The organism is Micromonospora sp. NPDC048843 (assembly GCF_040649965.1).
GTDB lineage: Bacteria > Actinomycetota > Actinomycetes > Mycobacteriales > Micromonosporaceae > Micromonospora > Micromonospora hortensis.
This window is the reverse complement of record NZ_JBEZGJ010000007.1, coordinates 52,258-74,394: the sequence shown is the minus strand read 5'-3', so window position 1 is coordinate 74,394 and position 22,137 is coordinate 52,258. Positions and strand designations below refer to the sequence as shown.

Here is a 22,137-nt window from a genome sequence, read left to right as displayed (position 1 = left end):
GGTACAACGAGGCAACCCACCGGCCGGAAGCCCGATGGCGCGAAGTGTCAACCTCGGCGGGAGCGTCCGCCCCGGGCGCGCTTCTTGGCCGCCGGGCGGGCCGGGCCGACCATCCGCTCGCGCACGATCTCCACGACGGTGGTCGGCGGATCGATCACCCCGACGCCGCAGAGTTGCACTGTCGGCTCCCCGCCGCCGAGTCGGGCCACCACGTCGGCGTGCTCCTCGATCTCGGCGGCGGCGGACGAGCCCTTGAGCGCCAGCAGCCGACCACCGCGAACCGCGAGGGGAAGGCTCCAGCCCGCGAGCCGGTCCAGGGGCGCTACCGCGCGCGCGGTCACCACGTCTCCGCTGATCGGCTCCCGGCCGCTCGACCCGCTGGCCGCCTCGTCGGCCCGGCCGCGGAACACCCGTACCGACTTGGCCAGACCAAGCCGCTCGACGACCTCGATCAGGAACGACGTCCGCCGGGCCAACGGCTCGATCAGGGTGACAGTGAGGTCGGGGCGGGCGATTGCCAGAACGAGCCCCGGCAGACCGGCGCCGGAGCCGACGTCGAGCACCGTCACGCCGGACGGGATCCGCTCCGCGACCGCGGCGCAGTTGAGCAGGTGCCGATCCCAGATGCGGGGTGCCTCCCGGGGGCCGATCAGGCCGCGGACCACTCCGTCGGTAGCCAGCAGTTCGGCGTACGCGGCGGCCAGGTCGAGTCGGTCACCGAAGAGGGTCAGCGCGGCCGGGGCCAACTCGGACGGCAACGCCGCGTCGGCCGGTGACGGGGCGCTGTCTCGCCCGGCCGATTCGGCATCGGCGTCGACGGTGGCGGGGCTGACAGCGGACGGCCCGGGCGGCGTGCCGCCCGGGCCGGACACGGCATCGGCCGTGATGTCGTCGTGGGTCACCCGGTCAGTCCGCCGGCCGTACGACGATGCGCCGGTTCGGCTCCACACCCTCGGACTCGCTCGCGACACCGGACATGGCGTTGACGACGTCGTGCACGCACTTGCGCTCGAACGCGGACATCGCCTCCAGGCGGACCGGCTCGCCGTACTCCTTGACCTTCTCGACGGCGTTCTTGGCGACCGCGGCGAGTTCCTTACGGCGGTTCGCCCGGTAGCCACCGACGTCGAGCAGCAGACGGCTCGGCGTACCGGTCTGCCGGAAGACGGCGAGGCGGGTCAGCTCCTGGAGCGCCTCCAGGGTGGCCCCGCGCTGACCGACCAGATTCTGCAGGCGCTCGCCGACCACCTCGACCATCGGACGGCCGGCGGCGACCAGCTCGTCGATGTCGCCGTCGTAGTCGAGGATGTCGAGCAGGCCCTCGACGTAGTCGGCGGCGATCTCGCTCTGCCGGAACAGGTCGCCCTCGCCCACAGCCTTCTTCACCCGGGTGCCGGCGGCGGTGTCGGTGTCGTCGTCCGCCTCGGTGTCATCGGCTTCGGTGTCGTCGCCGTCCACCGCGAGCGTGGCGGTCTCCTCCTCGTCCAGGGACTGCTCGGCGCGGGGGATGCTGGTCTCGGTCACGGTCTCATCTCCGTACTCGCTCGGCCGGACCGTCGGGTCCGACTGGTTTCCCGGGGCCGGCTGGAGGTCGCCGGTGCCCACGGGCACGTCTGTACGGGCAGTGTCGCCCGTGGCCGCGCGGTGCGCGGTCGGTTCCGCCCGGCGCCGGCCGTACGGCGGCTGCGCGGTGCGGAGCGGGCCGCCGCCGGATCACCGGCGGCGGCCCTCGCAGGTCAGCCCTGCCGCTTGGCGGGGCGGCTCTTCTTCGGGTTGTTCGTCGGCTTGGCGCCCGGCTTCGGCCCGGCAACCTTGGGCGCGGTCGCCTTGACCGGCGCCGGCGGGGCGGCCTTGCCGCGACCGAACAGACCACCCGACTTGGCGGGCTGCACGGGGTTGCGACTGGCGGCGGGCGCGACGGCCTTCTTGGCGGTCACCGGCGGCGGGAACTTCCGCAGCACCCACTGCTGCTGGCCGAGGGTGAAGAGGTTGTTGGTGACCCAGTAGATGATGACGCCGATCGGGAAGATCGCGCCGGAGATCAGCAGCGACGCGGGGATGCCGTAGAGCATCAGTCGCTGGATCATCCGCTGCTGCGGGTCCTCGGCCCAGCCGGTCTTGAGGATCATCTGACGGCTGGTCAGGTAGGTGGTGGCGATCATGACCAGGACCAGGACACCAGCAATGATCTTCACGGTGCTGCCGTTGGCGCCGAGGCTGGCCAGCTCGTCGGCAGTGGAGCCGAACTTGCCGGCGATCGGGGCGGTGAAGAGCTTCGCCTCCGAGGCGCTCTGGAACTGGTCGACGGTCCAGCCGTAGAGGGTCTTGTTCTGCTTGTCCGGGTCGAGCCGGCGCAACACGTGGAAGAGACCCAGGAAGACCGGGATCTGAAGGAACATCGGAAGGCAACCCATAAGCGGGTTGGCCTTCTCCTTCTTGTAGAGCTCCATCATTTCTTTCTGGAGCGTCTCCCGGTCACCCTTGTGCTTCTCCTGAAGCTCCTTGACCTTGGGCTGGAGCGCCTGCATCGCCCGCTGCGACTTGATCTGCTTGACGAAGACCGGGAACAGGATCACCCGGACGGTGACCACCAGGAAGATGATGGACAGGATCCAGGCGAAGTTGGTGCCGATCACCGCACCGACGGGCACCCCGATGGCGTCCCAGGCAGAGTGCCAGGTCAGCAGGATCCACGAAATCGCGTAGTAGATCCAGTCGAGACTCAGACTCAATTCGGGGCTCCAGTCACATCAGCACGACGGCGGCCGCCCGGCTCCGGCACCGGGTCATATCCACCAGGGTGAAAGGGGTGGCAGCGCAACAACCGCCGGGCCGCCAGCACGGCTCCCCGGAGCGCGCCGTGCCGAACGACCGCCTCCTGGGCGTACGCACTGCACGACGGATAGAACCGACAGCGAGCCGGCAGTGCCGGACTTATCCACCGACGGTACGCGATGATGGGCGCGATCAGCACCTTGGCACCGGTTGTCGACGGCCGTGGGCTGCTCTGCTCGGTGCCGCTCATCGGGACCGCCGTTCGCGCGGCGACCGGGCGACCGCGATGGCGGCGTCCAGGTCGGTGGCGAGCCGAGGGTACGACGCCTGCGCCGCGGCGGGGAGCGCCCGGACGACCAGGGTGCTGCCGGCGGGCAGGTCGGTCAACCGTTCCCGGACCAGCGCCCGCAGTCGGCGCCGGACCCGGTTACGGATCACCGCGTTGCCGACCGCCTTGGACACGACGAAGCCGGCACGGGACGGCACGGACGACTGCTCCGCACTGTTGTCCCGTACCGGCTCCGGCAAGGTCGGTGTGCTGGGGTCGACTGTCACCGGCACGGTCAGGTGGACCACGACGGCGCCACGTCCGGCGCGTCGGCCACCGCGAACCGCTGCGGCGAAGTCAGTGCTGCGCCGCAGTCGCTGTGCGGCGGCCAGCACGACTGCCCACGTCCCCTGGACCGGCCCGGTCGGCTCAGGCCGACAGGGTGGTGCGACCCTTGGCGCGACGGCTCGACAGGATGGCACGGCCGGCACGGGTGCGCATGCGCAGCCGGAAGCCGTGGGTCTTCGCGCGCCGGCGGTTGTTCGGCTGGTAGGTGCGCTTGCTCACGTCAGGCTCTCCGTTTTCGTACGCGCCCCGCGCGACGGGATCGCCGGGGTCGTGTGGTGGTCCAGGACACCTCGACGGTGGCCCACGATCGGTGCTGTCCGGCGGAGCGGGACCTCGGCGTTGCGGGGATGCGACCGCGGACAGCAAGCACCCATCACCCTAGCAGAGGGCGAGAAAGCAGCCGTTCCAGCCTACGCAGGGGGGCAATGACCGTCAAACACCCCGAGCAGGGGAGAACGGGACGCGCCCGAGGCCGAAGGTGGTTTTCGCTGATGCCGACAAGGGCGCCGACGCGTCGCCGGTTGATGGCGCAGGGACAACGCTGTTACCGTGCCCGATTGCGGTGAGCGTCGGAAGCTCCGGTCGTCGCGCAGGCAAGACCGGACATGGCAGTGAATCGTTCGGCACGGTGAACCCGCTTCGGCGCCCGATCAGGCAGGGGCAGGTCCCACCCGCGTCCGGCGGCGGCCACAATCGGTCGGTACACAGGCTGTGGATAACTTGTGGATGACCACCGGTCGACCGTCCGGGTGGGTGTTGTTCCACCCCGCGAACGCGGCGGGCCCGGGACGGCCGGCTGGCAGACAGCGGCGGCCGGGAGCAGAAGCGAGGGGGTGGCACGACGGTGGCCGGTACGACCGACCTTGCCGCAGTGTGGTTAGCGGCGACCGACGAGCTCGCCGACGAGATCATCTCCGCCCAGCAGCGTGCCTATCTCCGACTGACCCGGTTGCGAGCGATCGTCGAGGACACCGCACTGCTCTCCGTTCCGGACGCGTTCACCCGCGATGTGATCGAGTCACGGCTGCGCCCAGCGATCACCGAGGCGCTCACCCGCCGGCTCGGCCGGCCGATCCAGGTCGCGGTCACCGTTCGGGTGGCCGAGGACGCCACCGGCCGCCCGGCCGGCACGGTCTACCGCAGCGCCCCGGAGACCGGGCAGCTCGACATCGACGGCCCGGGTATCGCCCCGTTCGACGACGACCAGGGCGCTCGACCGTCGGCCGACGCGATGATCCCTGAGCAGTCGCCGGTGCCGCGTACCCCCGATCCGGCTCCGCTGCCCGCGCCGGCGGGTCCGCCGCTCGCGCCGCCCGTGGAAGGGCATCGCGCGGGGTTGATTCCCGCCAGCAGGGACGGGCAGGAGGCGTTGTTCAGCGCTGCCTTCGCGGAGCCCCTGCGGCCCTCCCGACCGGGCCCGGACCGGCGCGGCTACGACGAGCAGGCCGCCCGCCTGGACCCGTCCGGCCCCGACACCCGGCCCTACGAGCCCCGCTACCGGGACGACTCGGCGTCACCGCGCGACCAGCACGTGATCCGCTCGCTCCCCCGGGACAGCGGAACGGACAGCGGCCCGGGTCGCAGCGCCGTGGACCATCGGACCGGTGGCCGCGACGACCGTCGGTTGCCCGGTGCCGACACCGGCGGCAACCGGCTCAATCCGAAGTACATGTTTGAGACGTTCGTCATCGGCTCGTCCAACCGCTTCGCCCACGCGGCGAGCGTGGCGGTGGCGGAGTCACCGGCCAAGGCGTACAACCCGCTGTTCATCTACGGGCACTCCGGGTTGGGCAAGACGCACCTGCTGCACGCCATCGGGCACTACGCCACGACGCTCGGCAACGCCCGCTCGGTCCGGTACGTGTCGACCGAGGAATTCACAAACGACTTCATCAACTCGCTCCGGGACGACAAGACCAGCGCGTTCCAGCGGCGCTACCGCGACGTCGACATCCTGTTGATCGACGACATCCAGTTCCTGGAGAACCGCGAGCGCACCCAGGAGGAGTTCTTCCACACCTTCAACACGCTGCACAACGCCAACAAGCAGATCGTGATCACCTCTGACCGGTCGCCGCGCCAGCTCGCGACCCTCGAGGACCGGATGCGAACCCGGTTCGAGTGGGGGCTGCTGGCCGACATCCAGCCGCCGGATCTGGAGACCCGGATCGCGATCCTGCAGAAGAAGGCGGCGCAGGAGCGGATGTACGCCCCGCCGGACGTGTTGGAGTTCATCGCCTCCCGGGTGTCGAACTCGATCCGGGAGTTGGAGGGCGCGCTGATCCGGGTGACAGCGTTCGCCAGCCTGACCCGGTCGACGGTCGAGCTGTCGCTGGCCGAGGAGGTGCTTCGGGACTTCATGCCCGACGGCGCCGGTCCGGAGATCAACGCTGACCAGATCATGGCCTCGACCGCTGACTACTTCGGTGTGAGCCTGGAGGATCTGCGCGGCCAGTCCAGGTCCCGGGTGCTTGTCAACGCCCGCCAGGTGGCCATGTACCTGTGTCGGGAGTTGACCGAGTTGTCGCTGCCCCGGATCGGGCAGGCGTTCGGTGGCCGGGACCACACCACTGTGATGCACGCCGACCGCAAGATTCGTCAGCAGATGGCGGAGCGGCGCTCGCTGTACAACCAGATCGCCGAGTTGACCAACCGCATCAAACAGAACAGCTGAGGCGTACGACACCCTCGCGGCGGCGAACAGCCGCAGGACACGCCCGACCGGATCTCCGGTCGGGCGTTCTTTTTGGTCAGTCAGCTGGACTCTCGACATGGTGGAGACCACAGCATTGAGGCCGTGACCGCCTCGATCCCCACTCGTTGTCCACAGCTCGTTGTCCACCGTCGGTGGATAACTACGGTCCGTCCTCCGCCAGTTACCCACAGGCTGTGGAGAAACCCTGTGTACGAAGCTGTGGACGCCTGGGGACGACCGTCAGGTTATCCACCGATCATCATCAACCTGTGTACGAGCTGTTGAAGGTTCTGGGGATGACGGCAATGGTGATCTTCCCCGCGATCCACAGGCTTGGGGAGAAAGTCGGTGGATTACCGGTGGACAACCGGTGGACAACGGTGGACAACCGGCCGTCGTCGCCGGGCTGTGGACACACGAGCCGGTTGTGCCCCCGGTTCTCCACAGCTAAATCACCGGTGGATAACCTGTCTGACCTGCGCAGACCTCGGTTTTCCACAGTTTGCACAGGTGCGATGAAGACGATGAGTTATCTCTTCTAAGAGAACAAAAACCAATCATCACCGTTGGGCTTTCTGTGGATCGGGCCGAACGCTGCCGGATCAGCCGGTCAGCATCGACACGATCCATGGGGTCGGGCGCACAGCCGATGTCCTCGCGCCCTAAGGTGCGATGGGTACCCGCACGGTCGGGCGGGACGGTAGGCAGCGGTCGGCATGAGAGAGTTGTCGCTGACGTCGACGCGGAGGCATTGATGAAGTTCCGAGTGGAGCGCGACGCGCTCGCCGAGGCTGTGGCGTGGACCGCGAAGAGCCTGCCCAACCGGCCATCCGTACCGGTGCTCGCCGGGGTGATGCTCCGCGTCACCGACGGCAACCTGCGGGTCTCCGGGTTCGACTACGAGGTCTCCAGCCAGGTGACAGTCGAGGTGCAGGGCGACGCCGACGGCGCCGCGCTCGTCTCCGGCCGCCTGCTCGCCGAGATCACCAAGGCGTTGCCGGCCAAGCCTGTCGACATCGCCGCTGTCGGCGCGCACCTCGAGCTGGTCTGTGGCAGCGCCCGGTTCACACTGCCCACCATGCCGGTGGAGGACTACCCCGCGCTGCCCGAGATGCCGCAGAGCGCCGGCACCGTCGACGCCGCGGCGTTCGCCACCGCTGTGGCCCAGGTAGCCATCGCCGCCGGTCGCGACGAGACGCTGCCGATGATGACCGGTGTCCGCGTCGAGCTGTCCGGCGACACCCTGTCGATGCTCGCCACCGACCGTTACCGGTTGGCGCTGCGCGAGATCCAGTGGCGGCCGGACGACCCCGAGGTGAGCATCAACGCCCTGGTGCCCGCCCGCACCCTGAACGACACCGCCAAGGCCCTCGGCCCGCTGGGCGGCGAGGTCACCCTCGCCCTCGCCCAGGGCGCCGCGGGCGAGGGCATGGTCGGCCTCGCCGGCGGCACCCGACGTACCACCAGCCGGCTGCTCGACGGCGCCAACTACCCGCCGGTGCGGTCGCTCTTCCCGGCCACTCACAACGCTGCGGCCCGGGTGCCGGTCAGCACGCTGATCGAGGTGGTCAAGCGGGTCGCGCTGGTCGCCGAACGCACCACCCCGGTGCTGCTCAGCTTCAGCGCCGACGGTCTCGTGGTCGAGGCCGGCGGTTCCGAGGAGGCGCGGGCCAGCGAGGCGATGGAGGCCACCTTCACCGGCGAACCACTGACCATCGGCTTCAACCCGCAGTACCTCATCGACGGTCTGGCAAACCTCGGCGCTCAGACGGCAGTGCTCTCGTTCGTCGACGCCTTCAAGCCCGCGGTGATCTCTCCCGCTGGCGAGGATGGCGAGGTAATTCCGGGGTACCGGTACCTCATCATGCCGATCCGCGTCTCGCGCTGATCGCGCCCAGCAACACCCAGATCCACGGAGGTAGAAACACATGCAGCTCGGCCTAGTAGGACTCGGCCGTATGGGCGGCAACATGCGGGAGCGGTTGCGTTCGGCCGGGCACGAGGTGGTCGGCTTCGACCACAACGCGCAGATCAGCGACGTTACGACCATCGCGGGCCTGGCAGAGAAGCTTGAGTCGCCCCGCGCGGTCTGGGTCATGGTGCCCGCCGGTGTCACCGACGCCACGATCGACGAGCTCGCCGAGGTGCTCGGTGAGGGCGACATCATCATCGACGGCGGCAACTCGCGCTTCAGTGACGACGCGCCCCGCGCGGAGCGACTCAACCAGCGGGGCATCGGCTACCTGGACGTCGGGGTCTCCGGCGGCGTCTGGGGCCGGCAGAACGGCTACGGGCTGATGGTCGGCGGCGCCCAGGAGCACGTGGACCGCCTGATGCCGATCTTCAACGCGCTCAAGCCGGAGGGTGAGTTCGGCTTCGTGCACGCCGGCCCCGTCGGTGCCGGGCACTACTCGAAGATGGTGCACAACGGCATCGAGTACGGCCTGATGCACGCCTACGCCGAGGGCTACGAGCTGATGGCCGCCTCGGAGCTGGTGACAAACGTGCCGGGCGTCATCAAGTCCTGGCGGGAGGGCACCGTCGTCCGTTCCTGGCTGCTCGACCTGCTCGACCGGGCACTCGACGAGGACCCGGAGCTGGCCGATCTGAGCGGCTACACGGAGGACACCGGCGAGGGCCGGTGGACCGTCGACGAGGCGGTCCGGCTGGCGGTGCCGCTGAACGTCATCACCGCTTCGTTGTTCGCCCGGTTCGCCTCGCGGCAGGACGACTCGCCCGCCATGAAGGCCGTCTCCGCGCTGCGTCAGCAGTTCGGTGGCCACGCCGTCCACAAGCGCTGAGCGGTATCCACAACCTGTGTACGTTCACCGGCTGGAACTGGTCGACTTCCGCTCGTACGAGCGGGTGGCCGTCGACCTCCAGCCGGGAGCGAACGTCCTGATCGGCGCCAACGGCGTCGGCAAGACAAACCTTGTCGAGGCGCTGGGCTACGTGGCGACCCTGGACTCGCACCGGGTCGCCACCGACGCGCCTCTGGTCCGGATGGGCGCCACGTCCGCGGTGATCCGTTGCGCGGTGGTGCACGACGGCCGCGAACTCCTTGTCGAGCTGGAGATCGTGCCCGGCAAGGCCAACCGGGCCCGACTGGGCCGCTCACCGGCACGGCGGGCCCGGGATGTGCTCGGGGCGCTCCGGCTGGTGCTCTTCGCCCCGGAAGATCTTGAGCTGGTCCGGGGCGATCCGGCCGAGCGCCGCCGCTACCTGGACGACCTGCTGGTCAATCGGCAGCCCCGGTTCGCGGGCGTGCGGGCCGACTACGAGCGGGTCGTCAAACAGCGAAACGCCCTGTTGCGCACCGCGTACCTGGCCCGTAAGACCGGTGGTTCCAGGGGTGGCGACCTCGGCACCCTCGCGGTCTGGGACACCCACCTGGCCCAGCACGGTGCGGAGCTGCTCGCCGGCCGTCTGGAGCTGGTGGCAGCGCTCACCCCGCACGTGGCCAAGGCCTACGACGCGGTTGCCGCCGGTCGGGGTGCGGCGAGCATCACCTACCGGCCCTCGGTCGAGCTGGCCGAGCCGACCACCGATCGGGCCGCGCTGGCCGAGGCGCTGACGGCAGCCCTGGCCGCGTCCCGCTCCGCCGAGATCGAGCGGGGCACCACCCTGGTCGGCCCACACCGCGACGAGTTGGCGCTGAGCCTCGGTCCACTGCCCGCCAAGGGGTACGCCAGCCACGGCGAGTCGTGGTCGTTCGCCCTCGCGTTGCGGCTCGCCGGGTACGACCTGTTGCGCGCCGACGGCATCGAGCCGGTGCTGGTGCTCGACGACGTCTTCGCGGAGTTGGACACCGGCCGCCGGGAGCGGTTGGCGGAGCTGGTCGGCGGGGCGAGTCAGCTGCTGGTCACCTGCGCTGTGGACGACGACGTGCCGGCCGCCCTGCGCGGCACCCGCTACCAGGTCGGCGAAGGGACGGTACGCCGTGTCGGATAAGCCAGGCACCGATCGGCCAGCGGCGGGCGATGCCCCGGCTGCGCGTACTCCTAAGTCGGAGTCGGCGGGCGGTGAGCCGGCGGCGGCCGCCAGCGGGCCGGAGCTGGCCCGGGCGGTGCTCGACGCCGCGCTGTCCCGACGGCAGGCGGCGGCCCGCGCCCGGCGTGCTCCCGGCAGCGGCGACGCTGCCGGCGGCTCGGGGCGGCGGTTGCGCGGTTACTCGGGCCCCGGCCCCGATCCGCGCGATCCGCAGCCGCTCAGCGCCGTGCTGAACCGGCTGGTGAAGGCGCGCGGCTGGCAGCAGCCGGCGGCCGAGGCCACCGTGTTCGGCGCCTGGGAGCGGGTCGTCGGCGCGGAGGTCGCGCAGAACAGCCGCCCGGTGAAGTTGGAGAACGGCGAGCTGACGGTGGAGGCGCGCTCGACCGCCTGGGCCACCCAGTTGCGACTGCTCGCGGGCTCGCTGCTCAAGCAGATCGCCAGCGAGGTCGGGCACAACGTGGTCCGCAAGTTGCACATCCACGGCCCGGCCGCGCCCTCCTGGGGGAAGGGCCCGCGCCGGGTGCGCGGCCGGGGTCCGCGCGACACGTACGGCTGAGCCGGCCGTTCAGCCGCGCCGGTCGGCCTCGCGGGCTGCCCGCTTGCGTTCCCGCTGTTCCCTGGTGAAGCGCTTGCGCTCGGCCAGGTCACGTTTCCACGCCTCGCGGGCCTCGGCCGAGCCGCCCTGCACCGCGCCCTGCACGCCCTCGGCTGGGCCGGCGAGGTGCCGGAAGGCCCAGCGCATCAGTCGACCGCCCTCGCCCGGGGCCCTGGTGATCGCGCCGTCCTCGCTCATCTGCCGCCCTCTTCCCCGCGTCGCCTCGCCGGTTCTCGCCCGTCGCCCGAGCAAACCTTTGGGGCACCAATGGTTGGTGTACCAATGATCGGTACGATAGTCACCGTGCGGAGAGAGGGCAACCGATGAGCGAACGACCGGACGGCGTCGACCCGCTGGCCCTGGAACAGCAGGTCTGCTTCGCCCTCTCGGTCGCCGCGCGCAGCGTGGTGGCCGTCTACCGGCCACTGCTGGAGCCGATGGGGCTCACCCACCCGCAGTACCTGGTGATGTTGGCGCTCTGGCAGCACGCGCCGTTGTCCGGTCGCGATCTCAGTCGCCTGCTCCAGCTCGACCCGGGCACGCTGTCACCCCTGCTCAAGCGGCTGGAGGCGGCCGGCTACCTGCGCCGGGAACGCGATCCGAGCGACGAGCGCAGCCTCGCCGTCACCCTCACCGCCAGCGGTGCCGCGCTGCGGAGTCAGGCCGAGCTGATCCCGGCCGCGATCGTGCAGCGACTCGGGCTGCCCGTCGAGGACCTGCAACACCTGCACGCGGTGCTCACGCAGCTGATCTCGGCCGCCAACCGACCGGCCCCCTCGGAGACTGACGCGGCGCCTCAGGCGTCGGCGTAGACGGCGAACCCGCGCTCGGCGCAGCGCCTGTAGAACGCGGCCAGCACGCCCAGCTCGGCGCAGGTGAAGTTCCACTGCGGCGGGTCACCGCGCTCGTCGCGCAGCGCGTCGAGCCGGCTCTCCAGCCAGCGCAGTTGCTGCTCGGCCAACCGACCGTCGCCGAGCAGGGAGCGCAGCACGATGCTCACCGACTCGAAGGTGACCGCCTCGCCGGTCGCGCGGTGCGCGGCCACGAACCGTTCGATGCCGCTCGCGATCCAGGAGCAGCCGTCCGGGTCGATCACCGGGTCCTCGTCCTCGGCTGCGGCGTCTGTGGCGTACAACACACCTTCGAGGCCGAGAAGCAGATCCACCAGCTCGGTGTACGCGGTCGCCCGGATGGTGCCGGTCTTCGCGATCAACTCGGCCAGCGCCGCGGTCGGCGCGGAGATGCGCGGCAGGTCGACGATCTCGCCGAAGTCGACGAACTCGGCCGGCGCGACCGGGTCGTAGAAGCGGCCGGTCCGCGGCCAGTGCACCGCGACGTTGTCCAGCCCCATCTGTCACCTCTTAAAGAGCACGTGTCGGGTCGATCGGGTCGATCGTCCCGGTTCCAACCGGTAAAGATCAAGGCTGGTTCCGGGGCGCCGCAAACGTACGGCACTGACGCTTCGGCCGCGACCCCCGACCCGCCCGACAGCGGGTCAACCCGTTCCGGGGCGGCGCGTGCGATGAGGGCCTGGCGTGTGGGGGGAGTCGTGGGCGGCGTGGTTCTGCCGGCTATGGACTTCTCAGCCGCCTCGCTGAGGGTGCCGAGTGGTGGTTCTGTCCCCCACGCACAGTAGGATTGACAGCGAGACGAAGACCCGGTGCGGGAGTGGGACGGGGCCGGTGGCCCCAGATTCATTCTCCACGTCGGGTCGAGCCGATCGCGATCCGCGGGCAACCGCGGCGACCGGCGCGTTCGACCCGCTGTCCGGAGTTCTCCGGTGCCGGTCCGCGCGCCGACGTCGCGTCCTGTCCGCCGAACCCGCGCCCGACGCGCCCTACCGGCGCGGCTGACGCGAGAAAGTGGCCGAGGGTGGCAGCGCAGGACAAGCAGGAGTACGGCGCAGAGTCGATCACCGTTCTCGAGGGGCTGGAGGCGGTTCGCAAGCGGCCCGGTATGTACATCGGGTCCACCGGCGAGCGCGGTCTGCACCACCTCGTCTGGGAGGTCGTCGACAACGCGGTCGACGAGGCGCTGGCCGGATACTGCGACACCATCGACGTGGTGCTGCTCGCCGACGGCGGCGTCCGGGTCACCGACAACGGCCGTGGTTTCCCCGTCGACCTCCACCCGAAGCTCAAGAAGCCCGGTGTCGAGGTCGCGTTGACCATCCTGCACGCGGGTGGCAAGTTCGACGGCAAGGCGTACGCGGTCTCCGGCGGTCTGCACGGCGTCGGTGTCTCAGTGGTGAACGCGCTCTCCACCAAGATGTTCGTCGAGATCCACAAGTCCGGCAACGTGTGGCGGCAGCACTACACCAACTCCAAGCCGAGCCCGCTGGAGAAGGGCGAGACCACCGACCGCACCGGCTCGGCGGTCTCCTTCTGGCCCGACCCCGACGTCTTCGAGACCGTCGACTTCGACTTCCAGACCATCTACCGGCGCCTGCAGGAGATGGCCTTCCTCAACCGCGCCCTGCGCATCCACCTGCTCGACGAGCGGGTGGCCGAGGAGGAGGACGGCCGGCAGCGCGAGGTCACCTTCTACTACGAGGGCGGCATCGCGGACTTCGTCCGGCACCTCAACGCCTCGAAGAGCCCGATCCACAAGACGGTGGTCGAGTTCGAGGCCGAAGAGGAGGGCATGTCCCTCGAGATCGCCATGCAGTGGAACGAGTCGTACGGCGAGTCGGTCTACACCTTCGCCAACACGATCAACACCCACGAGGGCGGCACCCACGAGGAGGGCTTCCGGTCCGCGCTGACCAGCGTTGTGAACCGGTACGGCACCGACAAGAAGCTCCTCAAGGGCGACGAGAAGCTCTCCGGCGAGGACATCCGCGAAGGGCTCGCGGCGATCATCTCGGTCAAGCTGGCCAATCCGCAGTTCGAGGGCCAGACCAAGACCAAGCTGGGCAACACCCCGGTGAAGAGCTTCGTGCAGCGGGTCTGCAACGACCGGCTGGTCGACTGGTTCGACCGCAACCCGGCCGAGGCCAAGATGATCATCACGAAGGCGTCCCAGGCGGCCCGCGCCCGGATTGCCGCGCAGCAGGCGCGCAAGCTGGCCCGGCGCAAGTCGCTGCTGGAGTCTGGCTCGATGCCGGGCAAGCTGGCCGACTGCCAGTCGACCGACCCCCGCGAGTCCGAGGTGTTCATCGTCGAGGGTGACTCGGCCGGCGGCTCGGCCAAGCAGGGTCGCGACCCGCGGACCCAGGCGATCCTGCCGATCCGCGGCAAGATCCTCAACGTGGAGAAGGCCCGGATCGACCGGGTGCTGAAGAACAACGAGGTCCAGGCGCTGATCACCGCGCTGGGCACCGGCATCCACGACGACTTCGACATGGAGAAGCTGCGGTACCACAAGGTGGTGCTGATGGCCGACGCGGACGTCGACGGCCAGCACATCCAGACGCTGCTGCTCACCCTGCTGTTCCGCTTCATGCGTCCGCTTGTCGAGATGGGCAACGTCTACCTGGCCGCCCCGCCGCTCTACAAGATCAAGTGGAACAAGAAGGGCGACGACGCCCAGTACGCGTACTCCGACCGCGAGCGGGACGGTCTGATCGCGCTGCGGCAGCAGAAGAAGCCGAACGCCAAGCCGGACGACATTCAGCGCTTCAAGGGCCTCGGCGAGATGAACTATCCCGAGCTGTGGGAAACCACGATGAACCCGGCGACGCGTACCCTGCGTCAGGTCACTCTCGACGACGCGGCGACCGCCGACGAGTTGTTCAGTGTGCTGATGGGTGAGGACGTCGAGGCGCGCCGGTCGTTCATTCAGCGCAACGCCAAGGACGTGCGGTTCCTGGACATCTGACGGACTGCTGCGGATCGGTCGGGCACTGCTCGGCCGATCCGACGGTCCACAGAGTTATCCACAGCTTGGCCGGTATCCACAGCGGTTATCCACAGCACGAAAACGACTCTGAGTCTGATAAGGGTATACAGTGACCGATTCTCCCGAGTCCACACCGAACGAGCCCGAGGTCCCCGCCGAGGCCATCGCCGCGGTGGTCGCGCACGACCGGATCGAACCGGTCGGGCTCGAGGTGGAGATGCAGCGCTCCTACCTCGACTACGCGATGAGCGTCATCGTCGGTCGCGCGCTGCCGGACGTCCGGGACGGCCTCAAGCCGGTCCACCGCAAGATCCTCTACGCGATGTTCGACTCCGGCTACCGTCCGGACCGCGGCTACGTGAAGTGCTCCCGTGTCGTCGGTGACGTGATGGGTCAGTTCCACCCGCACGGCGACTCGGCGATCTACGACGCGCTGGTCCGGATGGCGCAGTCCTGGTCGCTGCGCTACCCGTTGGTCGACGGCAACGGCAACTTCGGCTCGCCGGGTAACGACCCTGCCGCCGCCATGCGATACACCGAGTGCAAGCTCGACCCCCTCGCCATGGAGATGCTGCGGGACATCGACGAGGACACCGTCGACCTGCAGGACAACTACGACGGCCGGGCCAAGGAGCCCACCATCCTGCCGTCGCGGATCCCCAACCTCCTGGTGAACGGCTCCGAGGGCATCGCGGTCGGCATGGCCACCAAGATCCCGCCGCACAACCTGCGGGAGATCGGCGCGGCGGTGCAGTGGTGCCTTGAGCACCCGGAGGAGGACGAGGAGACCACCCTCGAAGCCCTGCTCGGCATCGTCAAGGGCCCGGACTTCCCGACCCACGGCCTGATCGTCGGCACCACGGCGATCCAGGACGCGTACCGCACCGGTCGCGGCTCGATCCGGATGCGCGCAGTGGTGGAGGTCGAGGAGGACAAGCGGGGCCGCCCCTGCCTGGTCGTCAGCGAGCTGCCCTACCAGGTCAACCCGGACAACCTCGCCGAGCGGATCGCCGAGCTGATCAAGGAGGGCAAGCTCGCCGGGATCGCCGACATCCGCGACGAGTCCTCCGGTCGTACCGGCATGCGGATCGTCCTGGTGCTCAAGCGCGACGCTGTCGCGAAGGTCGTGCTGAACAACCTCTACAAGCACACCCAGCTCCAGGAGACCTTCGGCGCCAACATGCTGGCCCTGGTCGATGGGGTGCCGCGCACGCTCAACCTGGCCCAGTTCCTGCGCTACTACGTCGAGCACCAGATCGACGTGATCCGCCGGCGGACCGCGTACCGTCTGCGCAAGGCCGAGGAGCGGGCACACATCCTGCGCGGCCTGGGCAAGGCGCTGGACGCGCTGGACGAGGTGATCGCCCTGATCCGGCGCTCGCCGACTGTGGACGACGCCCGGCAGGGCCTGATCCGGCTGCTGGAGATCGACGAGATCCAGGCGACCGCGATCCTGGACATGCAGCTGCGCCGGCTCGCCGCCCTGGAGCGGCAGCGGATCATCGACGACCTGGCGAAGCTCGAGATCGAGATCGCCGATCTCAAGGACATCCTCGCCAAGCCCGAGCGGCAGCGGAAGATCGTCTCGGATGAGCTGGGCGAGATCGTCACCAAGTGGGGCGACGACCGGCGGACGCAGATCATCCCGTTCGACGGCGAGGTCTCGATGGAGGACCTCATCGCCCGCGAGGACGTGGTCGTCACGATCACCCGCACCGGGTACGCCAAGCGGACCAAGGTCGATCTGTACCGCTCCCAGCGGCGCGGCGGCAAGGGCGTCAGTGGCGCCACGCTGCGGCAGGACGACATCGTCAGCCACTTCTTCGTCTGCTCGACCCACGACTGGATCTTGTTCTTGACGAACAAGGGCCGCGTCTACCGGGCCAAGGCGTACGAGTTGCCGGAGGCCAGTAGGGTAGCCAAGGGCCAACACGTGGCCAATCTGCTCGCCTTCCTACCCGACGAGCAGATCGCGCAGATCATTGAGATCCCGAACTACCAGGTAGCCCCCTATCTGGTACTGGCCACGAAGAACGGCCTGGTGAAGAAGACGCGGCTCGAGGAGTTCGACTCCAACCGTTCCGGCGGCATCATCGCGATCAACTTGCGCGATGAGGACGAGCTGGTCGGTGCTGCGCTGGTTGCGCCGGAGAACGACCTGCTGCTGGTGTCGAAGAAGGCACAGGCGATCCGGTTCAACGCCTCGGACGAGGCGTTGCGGCCGATGGGTCGGGCCACCTCGGGCGTGATCGGCATGCGCTTCACTGACGATGACGTCCTGCTCGCCATGGAAGTCGTGCGGGATGGTTTGGACGTTCTGGTGGCCACGAACGGGGGATACGCGAAGCGAACCCCGATCGAGGAATACCCGGTGCAGGGCCGGGGAGGTAAGGGCGTGTTGACTGCAAAGATCACCGAACGGCGCGGTGGTCTGGTTGGCGCGGTGGTGATCGATCCGGACGACGAGCTGTTCGCGATCACCAGCAACGGTGGTGTCATTCGGACTCCGGTGAAGCCTGTACGGCGTACGCGTGACCGGAACACAATGGGGGTCAAGCTGATGGACCTCCCGGACGGCGTGACTATCGTGGCGATTGCTCGCAATGCCGACGAGCCTGACGAACAGGACTAGTTGAATGACGGAGACACAGGCGAAGTCGGGGAACTCGGGGACCTCGGCCAAACCGGTCGACGAGGAGGCCGCCAAGGGCGGCACACCAGCGACCGGCCGCGCGGCCGTGGGCCGGGCGACGGTCCCCGCCGACGCGCCTGCCCCGAAGTTCACCAGGGCTCCAGGTATGACACCCCCGCCGGAGCAGCCGGGCGACGATGGCGAGTCCAACGACAAGACCGAGACGCCCAGCGCCGAGGCGCCGACGTCGGCCGCCGCCAGTCCTCCGGGTCCGGCGGCGGCACCCTCGGCACGTCCGGCGACCACCCAGCCGATCGGTCTCCGACCCGGTCAGGCGGCGTCCACCGGGTCCACCGGCACCCAGCCGCGGATCACACCCGGGATGACCCAGCCGCAGCCGGACGCGGCACGTACTGCCGCCGCTGCCGGCCGCCCGGCCAGCGGCGGTGGCCTGCCGCCGGGCATCGGCAACGCGTCCGCCGTCGGCGCAGCCCGCGTCGGTGACGCGGTGCGTGCGGCGCGTACGTCGGTCAGCTCGGCCGCCTCCCGCGGCCCGCGCCGGGCCCGGCTGAACCTCAAGCGGATCGACCCCTGGTCCGTGATGAAGTTCGCATTCGCGGTGTCGGTGGTGCTCTTCATCGTCGTGGTGGTGGCCACCTCGGTGCTCTACCTGGCGCTGGACGCGATGGGTGTGTTCCAGAGCGTCAACGAGAGCCTGAGCGATCTGGTCAACGCCGGTGGTGGGCAGAGCACCAGCGGCTTCCAGATCACCGCCAAGGGCGTGATTCTCAGCTCGGCGCTGATCGGCCTGGTCAACGTGGTGCTGTTCACCGCCTTGGCCACCCTTGGCGCGTTCGTCTACAACGTCTGCGCCGACTTGGTCGGCGGGATCGAGCTGACCCTCGCCGAGCGGGACTGAGTGACCGGGACGCCGGGGCACCGCGGAAAGCGGTCGCTCCGGCGTCCCGTACTCGGGTAGGTTTTGCAGGCGGCGACGGCCTGGCTCGCAAGCGCGGACCCCGATTTGGGGCCGGCGGAGCGGATGGGTTAATCTTGCTCGTCGCAACGCGGGGCTATAGCTCAGTCGGTTAGAGCGCAGAGCTGATAACTCTGAGGTCGATGGTTCGATTCCATCTAGCCCCACCGCATGTCGTCCGACGGTAGTCGAGCGCGAGGGGTCGCCCCATGTTCAAGAAGCTGCTGATTCTGGCTGGCGTCGTCGGTGTGGCCGCCGTCGTGTTCAACAAGATCAAGGCGTCGAACGACGAGCGTGCCCTGTGGCACGAGGCGACCACCGCGCCCGACCTGCGCTGACGCTCGGCCCGGCGACGAGCGATCGTTGCCAAGGCCACCCGCGGGGCCCTAGCTCAACTGGCAGAGCACTGCCTTTGCAAGGCAGGGGTTAGGGGTTCGAGTCCCCTGGGCTCCACCAGCACTTTCCCGGTTGATACCGTCCCTCCTGCCCGAGAATCCGGTCAACGCTGAGGCAGCGTGGCGAACCCTCGCCAGCGGGACATGGCCACAGAAACTCTGCGCCTGCCGAAAGCAGCCCGGCGGTTTCTGGGTAGCCGCGAACGACGCCCAGGCGGCAGCCGACGCCCTCACCGGAAGCGCCTACCGCGCCGCGAGAGTGTTTGAGCGTTAGTCGACTAGCCGGCCGACCAGCGCGGCGAGCTGATCGGGATGCTCATCGGTGACCAAGTGGCCGGCGGCGGAAATAATGTCAGGGTCAACATGGAGCCGCTGTTGTGCGCCTGAACGCAGTCGGTTCGGCGGCAGGAATACGTCCTGGTCTCCGCTTGCGATCACGACCGGCATCGTGCGCGCCACCGCCGGTACGAGGTCATCGGAACTCACCGGACGGGCGTGTCGGGCGACCAACGTCATCCACTCCACGAGGTCGGTGCGGGGCTCTCGGCCGGGAGCAGACAGGATTCGCAGCAGACGAAGGCTCGAAGCAGCCCGTGGCCGCACCAGCCAGCTCAGGAACGCCAACAACACACGGGGAGTGACCCTGAGTCGGCACAGCCCTCCCGGAGCCACGGCGACCTTGCCGTGAATCCGCGAATGATCTGCCGTAAGCGCGACAGCGCCGCCGAACGAATGCCCGAACACCACGACCGGCCCGACGCTGGTTTCCTCAATGACCTCTCCCAGCCATGAGCCGTACCACGTGAGCCGGCCACCGGCGGCATCCGCTTCACCGGAACTCAATCCAGGCTGGCCCGGAACGTCAGCAGCGACCACCCGGTACCGCTTAGTCAAGGCTGTGAGCAACGGCAGGTAGGCGGCCGTGCTGAAGCGGTCTCCACCGACGAATACGACCGTGACCGGGCCTGCGCCAGCGGTAACGACGTGCGTGTCCTCGCCTTGGACGCGAATCACGTGTCGATCGTGTTGGACCGGCCAGGCACTCAGCTGTTCCTCGCACCACTGACGCATGCTGTCCCTGCCCGCAGGAGTCCGATAGATCGACCTCACCGCTGCATCCTGCACCAGGATCATCGGAAGCACCATGCCACCACCTCAAGCATTGACACCGGGAAGCAGGCCCGTTCCACGCTGTGCGGACTCACAGGGGGGATGGGCTTGAGGGGGAAGCGACGGCTCCACGCCTCAGGCGTGCCACGACTTGCCCATCAATCTCAATCTTCATACGGCGCACAAGGCCACTAGCGTCCAGGGCGCGACTGACGGTGATCCTCGGCATGAGGGTTCCGTCCCTTCCCTGCGGCGCTGTGGTACATCGAAGTACCTCAGCGCCGTGCATGCCAAACCAAAGGCAGGTAAGTACAGCCATCCGTACTCAGGGGTCGGAGCGCGCGACGCGGACGGCGACGCCGTCGAGGATCAACTCCAGCCCGAGTGAGAAGTCCGCGTCGGCGATCGCCTCGTCGGGAGTGTCGGACGGCGGCGCCTCGAACAGTGTCGAGGCGAACAGCCGGGCTGTCTCGGGGAAGCGGTCGGGGTTGACGAGTCGCGCCAGCGCCCGGCCGTAGTCGCGTTCGGCGTCGGCCTGGCCCTGGCCTTCAGCCCTGCCGTCGGCGAGTTCGCTGTGTTGCCGCACCGACTGAACCACGTAGCCGCTGATCAGTGACATCGCGCCGATCTTGTGCGCCCAGTCGAGGAGGGTGTCGGACATGATCGCCAGCGCGGCCTCCATCCAGGCGATCTGGTGCGGCCCGGAGGGCGGTCCGGCGACGGGCACGCGCGTCAACCACGGCCGACGCTGAAGCACCGCGCGGTGCGCGAAGGCCCAACGGCGCAGCCCTCCTCGCCACTCAGGGGCGTCGATGTTCGGCGGTGGGCCCAAGGCGGCGTCGGCCATGAGTGTGAGCAGTTCGTCCTTGGAGCCGACGTGCCGGTAGAGCGACATGCTCGTGAAGCCGAGGCTCGTGGCGACCTTGGGAAGCGTCACGCCGTCGAGCCCGTCCCGGTCGGCGATCTTCACCGCAGCGGCGACGACCACGTTGACGTCGAGGGACGCGGGCCGTCCGAGGCGCGACGACTCCGACATCCCCCACAGCCGGCGCAGTGGCGCCGGAACGAAATCGTCGCTGGTCATGGGCTCCCACGTTCGCCCCGGAAGGTTACGTCCACATCATGACAGACAGCATTAGTGTACGGCTGATACTTTCTCTCTGAAACTATAGTTGAGTCACGGGGAGGGACGTCCATGAGCATTGACACCGCACCGCGGACTTCGAGAGGGCCGGTGCTGCGCGCCGAGCGTGCCCTCGCGCCGGACCTGGCCCGGGGAGCGATGCTGCTGATCATCGCGCTGGCCAACGTCGCCGGAGTCGTCTTCGCCGGGGAGCCCGGCCTCGACGCCACGCCGGAAGGCGTTGACCGCGGCCTCAACTTTCTGCTCTTCGAACTCGTCCATGCGCGCGGCTATCCGGTCTTCGCCGTGATGTTCGGCTACGGGCTGGTCCAGCTCGCCCGCCGCCAGGACGCCTCCGGAGCCACCCCGAGGCAGGTCCGCTCCGTGCTGTTGCGCCGCAACTTCTGGCTCGTCGTGTTCGGCTTCGTGCACGCCGCGTTGCTGTACTACGGGGACTTCCTCGGCGCGTACGGGATCGTCGGGATCCTGATGACAGTGTTGCTGCTGCGCCGCAGCGACAGGTTCCACCGCATAGCGCTGGTGCTCTGGGCGCTGTCGGCGGTCGAGGTGCTGGCCATCGGCGCCATGGTGGTGAGCGGCATCCTCGGAGGGTCGGGTGGGTCGGCGCCGCTGCCGTCGGGCCACGTCGACTCCCTCGCCGCGCCCGGTTACGTCGCGGCCATGCTGGAACGCCTCGGCGAGTGGCCGGCGCACACGCTGACCGTCCTGCCCTTCATCATGATCGCCTGGCTGGGCATGTGGGCAGCCAGGCGCCGGATCCTCGAAGAGCCGGCTCGGCACCGGGCCCTGCTCACCTGGACCGCAGTCATCGGTCTCGGCGTCGCCGTCGCCGGAGGCCTACCGGCAGCCCTGGTCGGTGCCGGATGGCTGCACGTCGACGAATCAGCCGCCAGCCTGATGATGCTGCTGCATGGGGCGAGCGGCATGTTCGCCGGACCGGGTTACGTGGCCGTCTTCGGCCTGATAGCCCTGCGGGTCAGCCGATCCGGCACCGTCGTCGGCGCTCTCGCCGCCCTCGGTCAGCGGTCCCTGTCGGGATACCTGTTCCAGTCGGTGGCCTGGCTCGTTCTCCTTGCGCCCTTCACGCTCGCCCTCGGCGACCGGTTCGGCAGCCCCACGGTGACCGGTCTGCTCATCGCGGTGGCCGTCTGGCTGGCCACCGTCCTGATCGCCCGCCAGCTCGACAAGCGCAAGCAGCCCGGACCCGCCGAGATCGTCCTGCGCCGCCTGACCTACCGGCCCCGAGGAATCGACTGCGGTTGAGCCGCCGGAAGCGGGGACCGGCCCAAAGCCAGAAGAGCGACGCCGCCAGTCCAATGGCGCCCATGGCGACGATCACGCCTCGGGGCATCTCGGTGTTGACTGGCTT

The 22,137-nt window shown here is 69.0% G+C and carries 21 protein-coding genes and 2 tRNA genes; 13 read left to right on the top strand and 10 right to left on the bottom strand.

The features are described from left to right. Window positions 1-47 precede the first annotated feature (47 nt). The 6 genes from rsmG to rpmH form a co-directional block, all read right to left on the bottom strand. A complete protein-coding gene (gene rsmG / locus AB0C20_RS03450) occupies window positions 48-902 on the bottom strand; it encodes a 16S rRNA (guanine(527)-N(7))-methyltransferase RsmG (RefSeq protein WP_357178704.1) in 855 nt (284 codons plus the stop codon). 4 nt (window positions 903-906) lie between these two features. Further along, window positions 907-1,524 (bottom strand): R3H domain-containing nucleic acid-binding protein, encoded by a 618-nt coding sequence (locus AB0C20_RS03445; protein WP_091397533.1) that lies wholly within the window; start codon window positions 1,522-1,524, stop codon window positions 907-909. Window positions 1,525-1,736: 212 nt separating this feature from the next. After that, window positions 1,737-2,726 (bottom strand): membrane protein insertase YidC, encoded by a 990-nt coding sequence (gene yidC / locus AB0C20_RS03440; RefSeq protein WP_357179481.1) that lies wholly within the window; start codon window positions 2,724-2,726, stop codon window positions 1,737-1,739. A gap of 2 nt (window positions 2,727-2,728) precedes the next feature. After that, window positions 2,729-3,025 (bottom strand): membrane protein insertion efficiency factor YidD, encoded by a 297-nt coding sequence (gene yidD, locus AB0C20_RS03435; RefSeq protein WP_091396555.1) that lies wholly within the window; start codon window positions 3,023-3,025, stop codon window positions 2,729-2,731. Then, entirely contained in the window at window positions 3,022-3,438 is a 417-nt protein-coding gene (gene rnpA, locus AB0C20_RS03430; protein WP_357178710.1) for a ribonuclease P protein component, read from the bottom strand. Before rnpA ends, yidD begins: the two co-directional genes overlap by 4 nt. A 34-nt stretch (window positions 3,439-3,472) precedes the next feature. Further along, a complete protein-coding gene (gene rpmH / locus AB0C20_RS03425) occupies window positions 3,473-3,610 on the bottom strand; it encodes a 50S ribosomal protein L34 (protein ID WP_007453904.1) in 138 nt (45 codons plus the stop codon). Between the two features lie 625 nt (window positions 3,611-4,235). On the opposite strand from rpmH, the gene dnaA reads away from it, so the two are divergent. The 5 genes from dnaA to AB0C20_RS03400 all read left to right on the top strand — a co-directional run bounded on the left by dnaA (window position 4,236) and on the right by AB0C20_RS03400 (window position 10,632). Continuing rightward, on the top strand, window positions 4,236-6,065 hold the full coding sequence (dnaA, locus tag AB0C20_RS03420; RefSeq protein WP_357178713.1) for a chromosomal replication initiator protein DnaA: 1,830 nt from the start codon (window positions 4,236-4,238) through the stop codon (window positions 6,063-6,065). 775 nt (window positions 6,066-6,840) lie between these two features. Then, window positions 6,841-7,974 carry a DNA polymerase III subunit beta gene (dnaN, locus tag AB0C20_RS03415; protein ID WP_210782097.1) on the top strand — a complete coding sequence of 378 codons (1,134 nt, stop codon included), beginning with the start codon at window positions 6,841-6,843 and terminating at the stop codon, window positions 7,972-7,974. 40 nt (window positions 7,975-8,014) lie between these two features. After that, window positions 8,015-8,887, top strand: coding sequence for a phosphogluconate dehydrogenase (NAD(+)-dependent, decarboxylating) (gnd, locus tag AB0C20_RS03410; protein WP_357178718.1), 873 nt, complete (start codon window positions 8,015-8,017; stop codon window positions 8,885-8,887). A 16-nt stretch (window positions 8,888-8,903) separates the two neighbouring features. Next, on the top strand, window positions 8,904-10,037 hold the full coding sequence (recF, locus tag AB0C20_RS03405) for a DNA replication/repair protein RecF (RefSeq protein WP_357178720.1): 1,134 nt from the start codon (window positions 8,904-8,906) through the stop codon (window positions 10,035-10,037). Next, window positions 10,027-10,632, top strand: coding sequence for a DciA family protein (locus AB0C20_RS03400; RefSeq protein ID WP_330439387.1), 606 nt, complete (start codon window positions 10,027-10,029; stop codon window positions 10,630-10,632). Before recF ends, AB0C20_RS03400 begins: the two co-directional genes overlap by 11 nt. Window positions 10,633-10,641: 9 nt before the next feature. Here AB0C20_RS03400 and AB0C20_RS03395 read toward each other — a convergent pair whose 3' ends face one another. Next, complete coding sequence (locus AB0C20_RS03395; RefSeq protein WP_091396532.1) at window positions 10,642-10,869, bottom strand: hypothetical protein; 228 nt, start codon at window positions 10,867-10,869, stop codon at window positions 10,642-10,644. A gap of 125 nt (window positions 10,870-10,994) precedes the next feature. Here AB0C20_RS03395 and AB0C20_RS03390 point away from each other — a divergent pair, with 125 nt between their 5' ends. Continuing rightward, window positions 10,995-11,483, top strand: a complete 489-nt coding sequence (locus AB0C20_RS03390) for a MarR family transcriptional regulator (RefSeq protein WP_238687639.1) — start codon at window positions 10,995-10,997, stop codon at window positions 11,481-11,483. Here the strand turns inward: AB0C20_RS03390 and AB0C20_RS03385 are convergent. Next, entirely contained in the window at window positions 11,468-12,022 is a 555-nt protein-coding gene (locus AB0C20_RS03385; RefSeq protein WP_210782112.1) for a hypothetical protein, read from the bottom strand. The genes AB0C20_RS03390 and AB0C20_RS03385 overlap by 16 nt on opposite strands. 521 nt (window positions 12,023-12,543) lie before the next feature. On the opposite strand from AB0C20_RS03385, the gene gyrB reads away from it, so the two are divergent. The 6 genes from gyrB (at window position 12,544) to AB0C20_RS03355 (ending at window position 18,575) form a co-directional block, all read left to right on the top strand. After that, window positions 12,544-14,490: a DNA topoisomerase (ATP-hydrolyzing) subunit B gene (gene gyrB / locus AB0C20_RS03380; RefSeq protein ID WP_266304100.1), complete on the top strand. Its 1,947-nt coding sequence runs from the start codon at window positions 12,544-12,546 to the stop codon at window positions 14,488-14,490. 130 nt (window positions 14,491-14,620) lie between these two features. Beyond that, on the top strand, window positions 14,621-17,143 hold the full coding sequence (gene gyrA / locus AB0C20_RS03375) for a DNA gyrase subunit A (RefSeq protein WP_357178735.1): 2,523 nt from the start codon (window positions 14,621-14,623) through the stop codon (window positions 17,141-17,143). A 4-nt stretch (window positions 17,144-17,147) separates the two neighbouring features. After that, window positions 17,148-18,062: a DUF3566 domain-containing protein gene (locus AB0C20_RS03370; RefSeq protein WP_357178738.1), complete on the top strand. Its 915-nt coding sequence runs from the start codon at window positions 17,148-17,150 to the stop codon at window positions 18,060-18,062. A 150-nt stretch (window positions 18,063-18,212) separates the two neighbouring features. Beyond that, a tRNA-Ile gene (locus AB0C20_RS03365) sits at window positions 18,213-18,286 on the top strand. A 42-nt stretch (window positions 18,287-18,328) separates the two neighbouring features. Next, window positions 18,329-18,457, top strand: coding sequence for a DLW-39 family protein (locus tag AB0C20_RS03360; RefSeq protein ID WP_209444550.1), 129 nt, complete (start codon window positions 18,329-18,331; stop codon window positions 18,455-18,457). Between the two features lie 42 nt (window positions 18,458-18,499). Continuing rightward, a tRNA-Ala gene (locus AB0C20_RS03355) sits at window positions 18,500-18,575 on the top strand. 209 nt (window positions 18,576-18,784) lie between these two features. Here AB0C20_RS03355 and AB0C20_RS03350 read toward each other — a convergent pair. After that, window positions 18,785-19,648, bottom strand: a complete 864-nt coding sequence (locus tag AB0C20_RS03350; RefSeq protein WP_357567206.1) for an alpha/beta hydrolase — start codon at window positions 19,646-19,648, stop codon at window positions 18,785-18,787. A gap of 301 nt (window positions 19,649-19,949) precedes the next feature. Next, entirely contained in the window at window positions 19,950-20,708 is a 759-nt protein-coding gene (locus AB0C20_RS03345; protein WP_357178744.1) for a TetR/AcrR family transcriptional regulator C-terminal domain-containing protein, read from the bottom strand. A gap of 111 nt (window positions 20,709-20,819) precedes the next feature. On the opposite strand from AB0C20_RS03345, the gene AB0C20_RS03340 reads away from it, so the two are divergent. Beyond that, window positions 20,820-22,031, top strand: a complete 1,212-nt coding sequence (locus tag AB0C20_RS03340; protein WP_357178747.1) for a DUF418 domain-containing protein — start codon at window positions 20,820-20,822, stop codon at window positions 22,029-22,031. Window positions 22,032-22,137 lie beyond the last annotated feature (106 nt).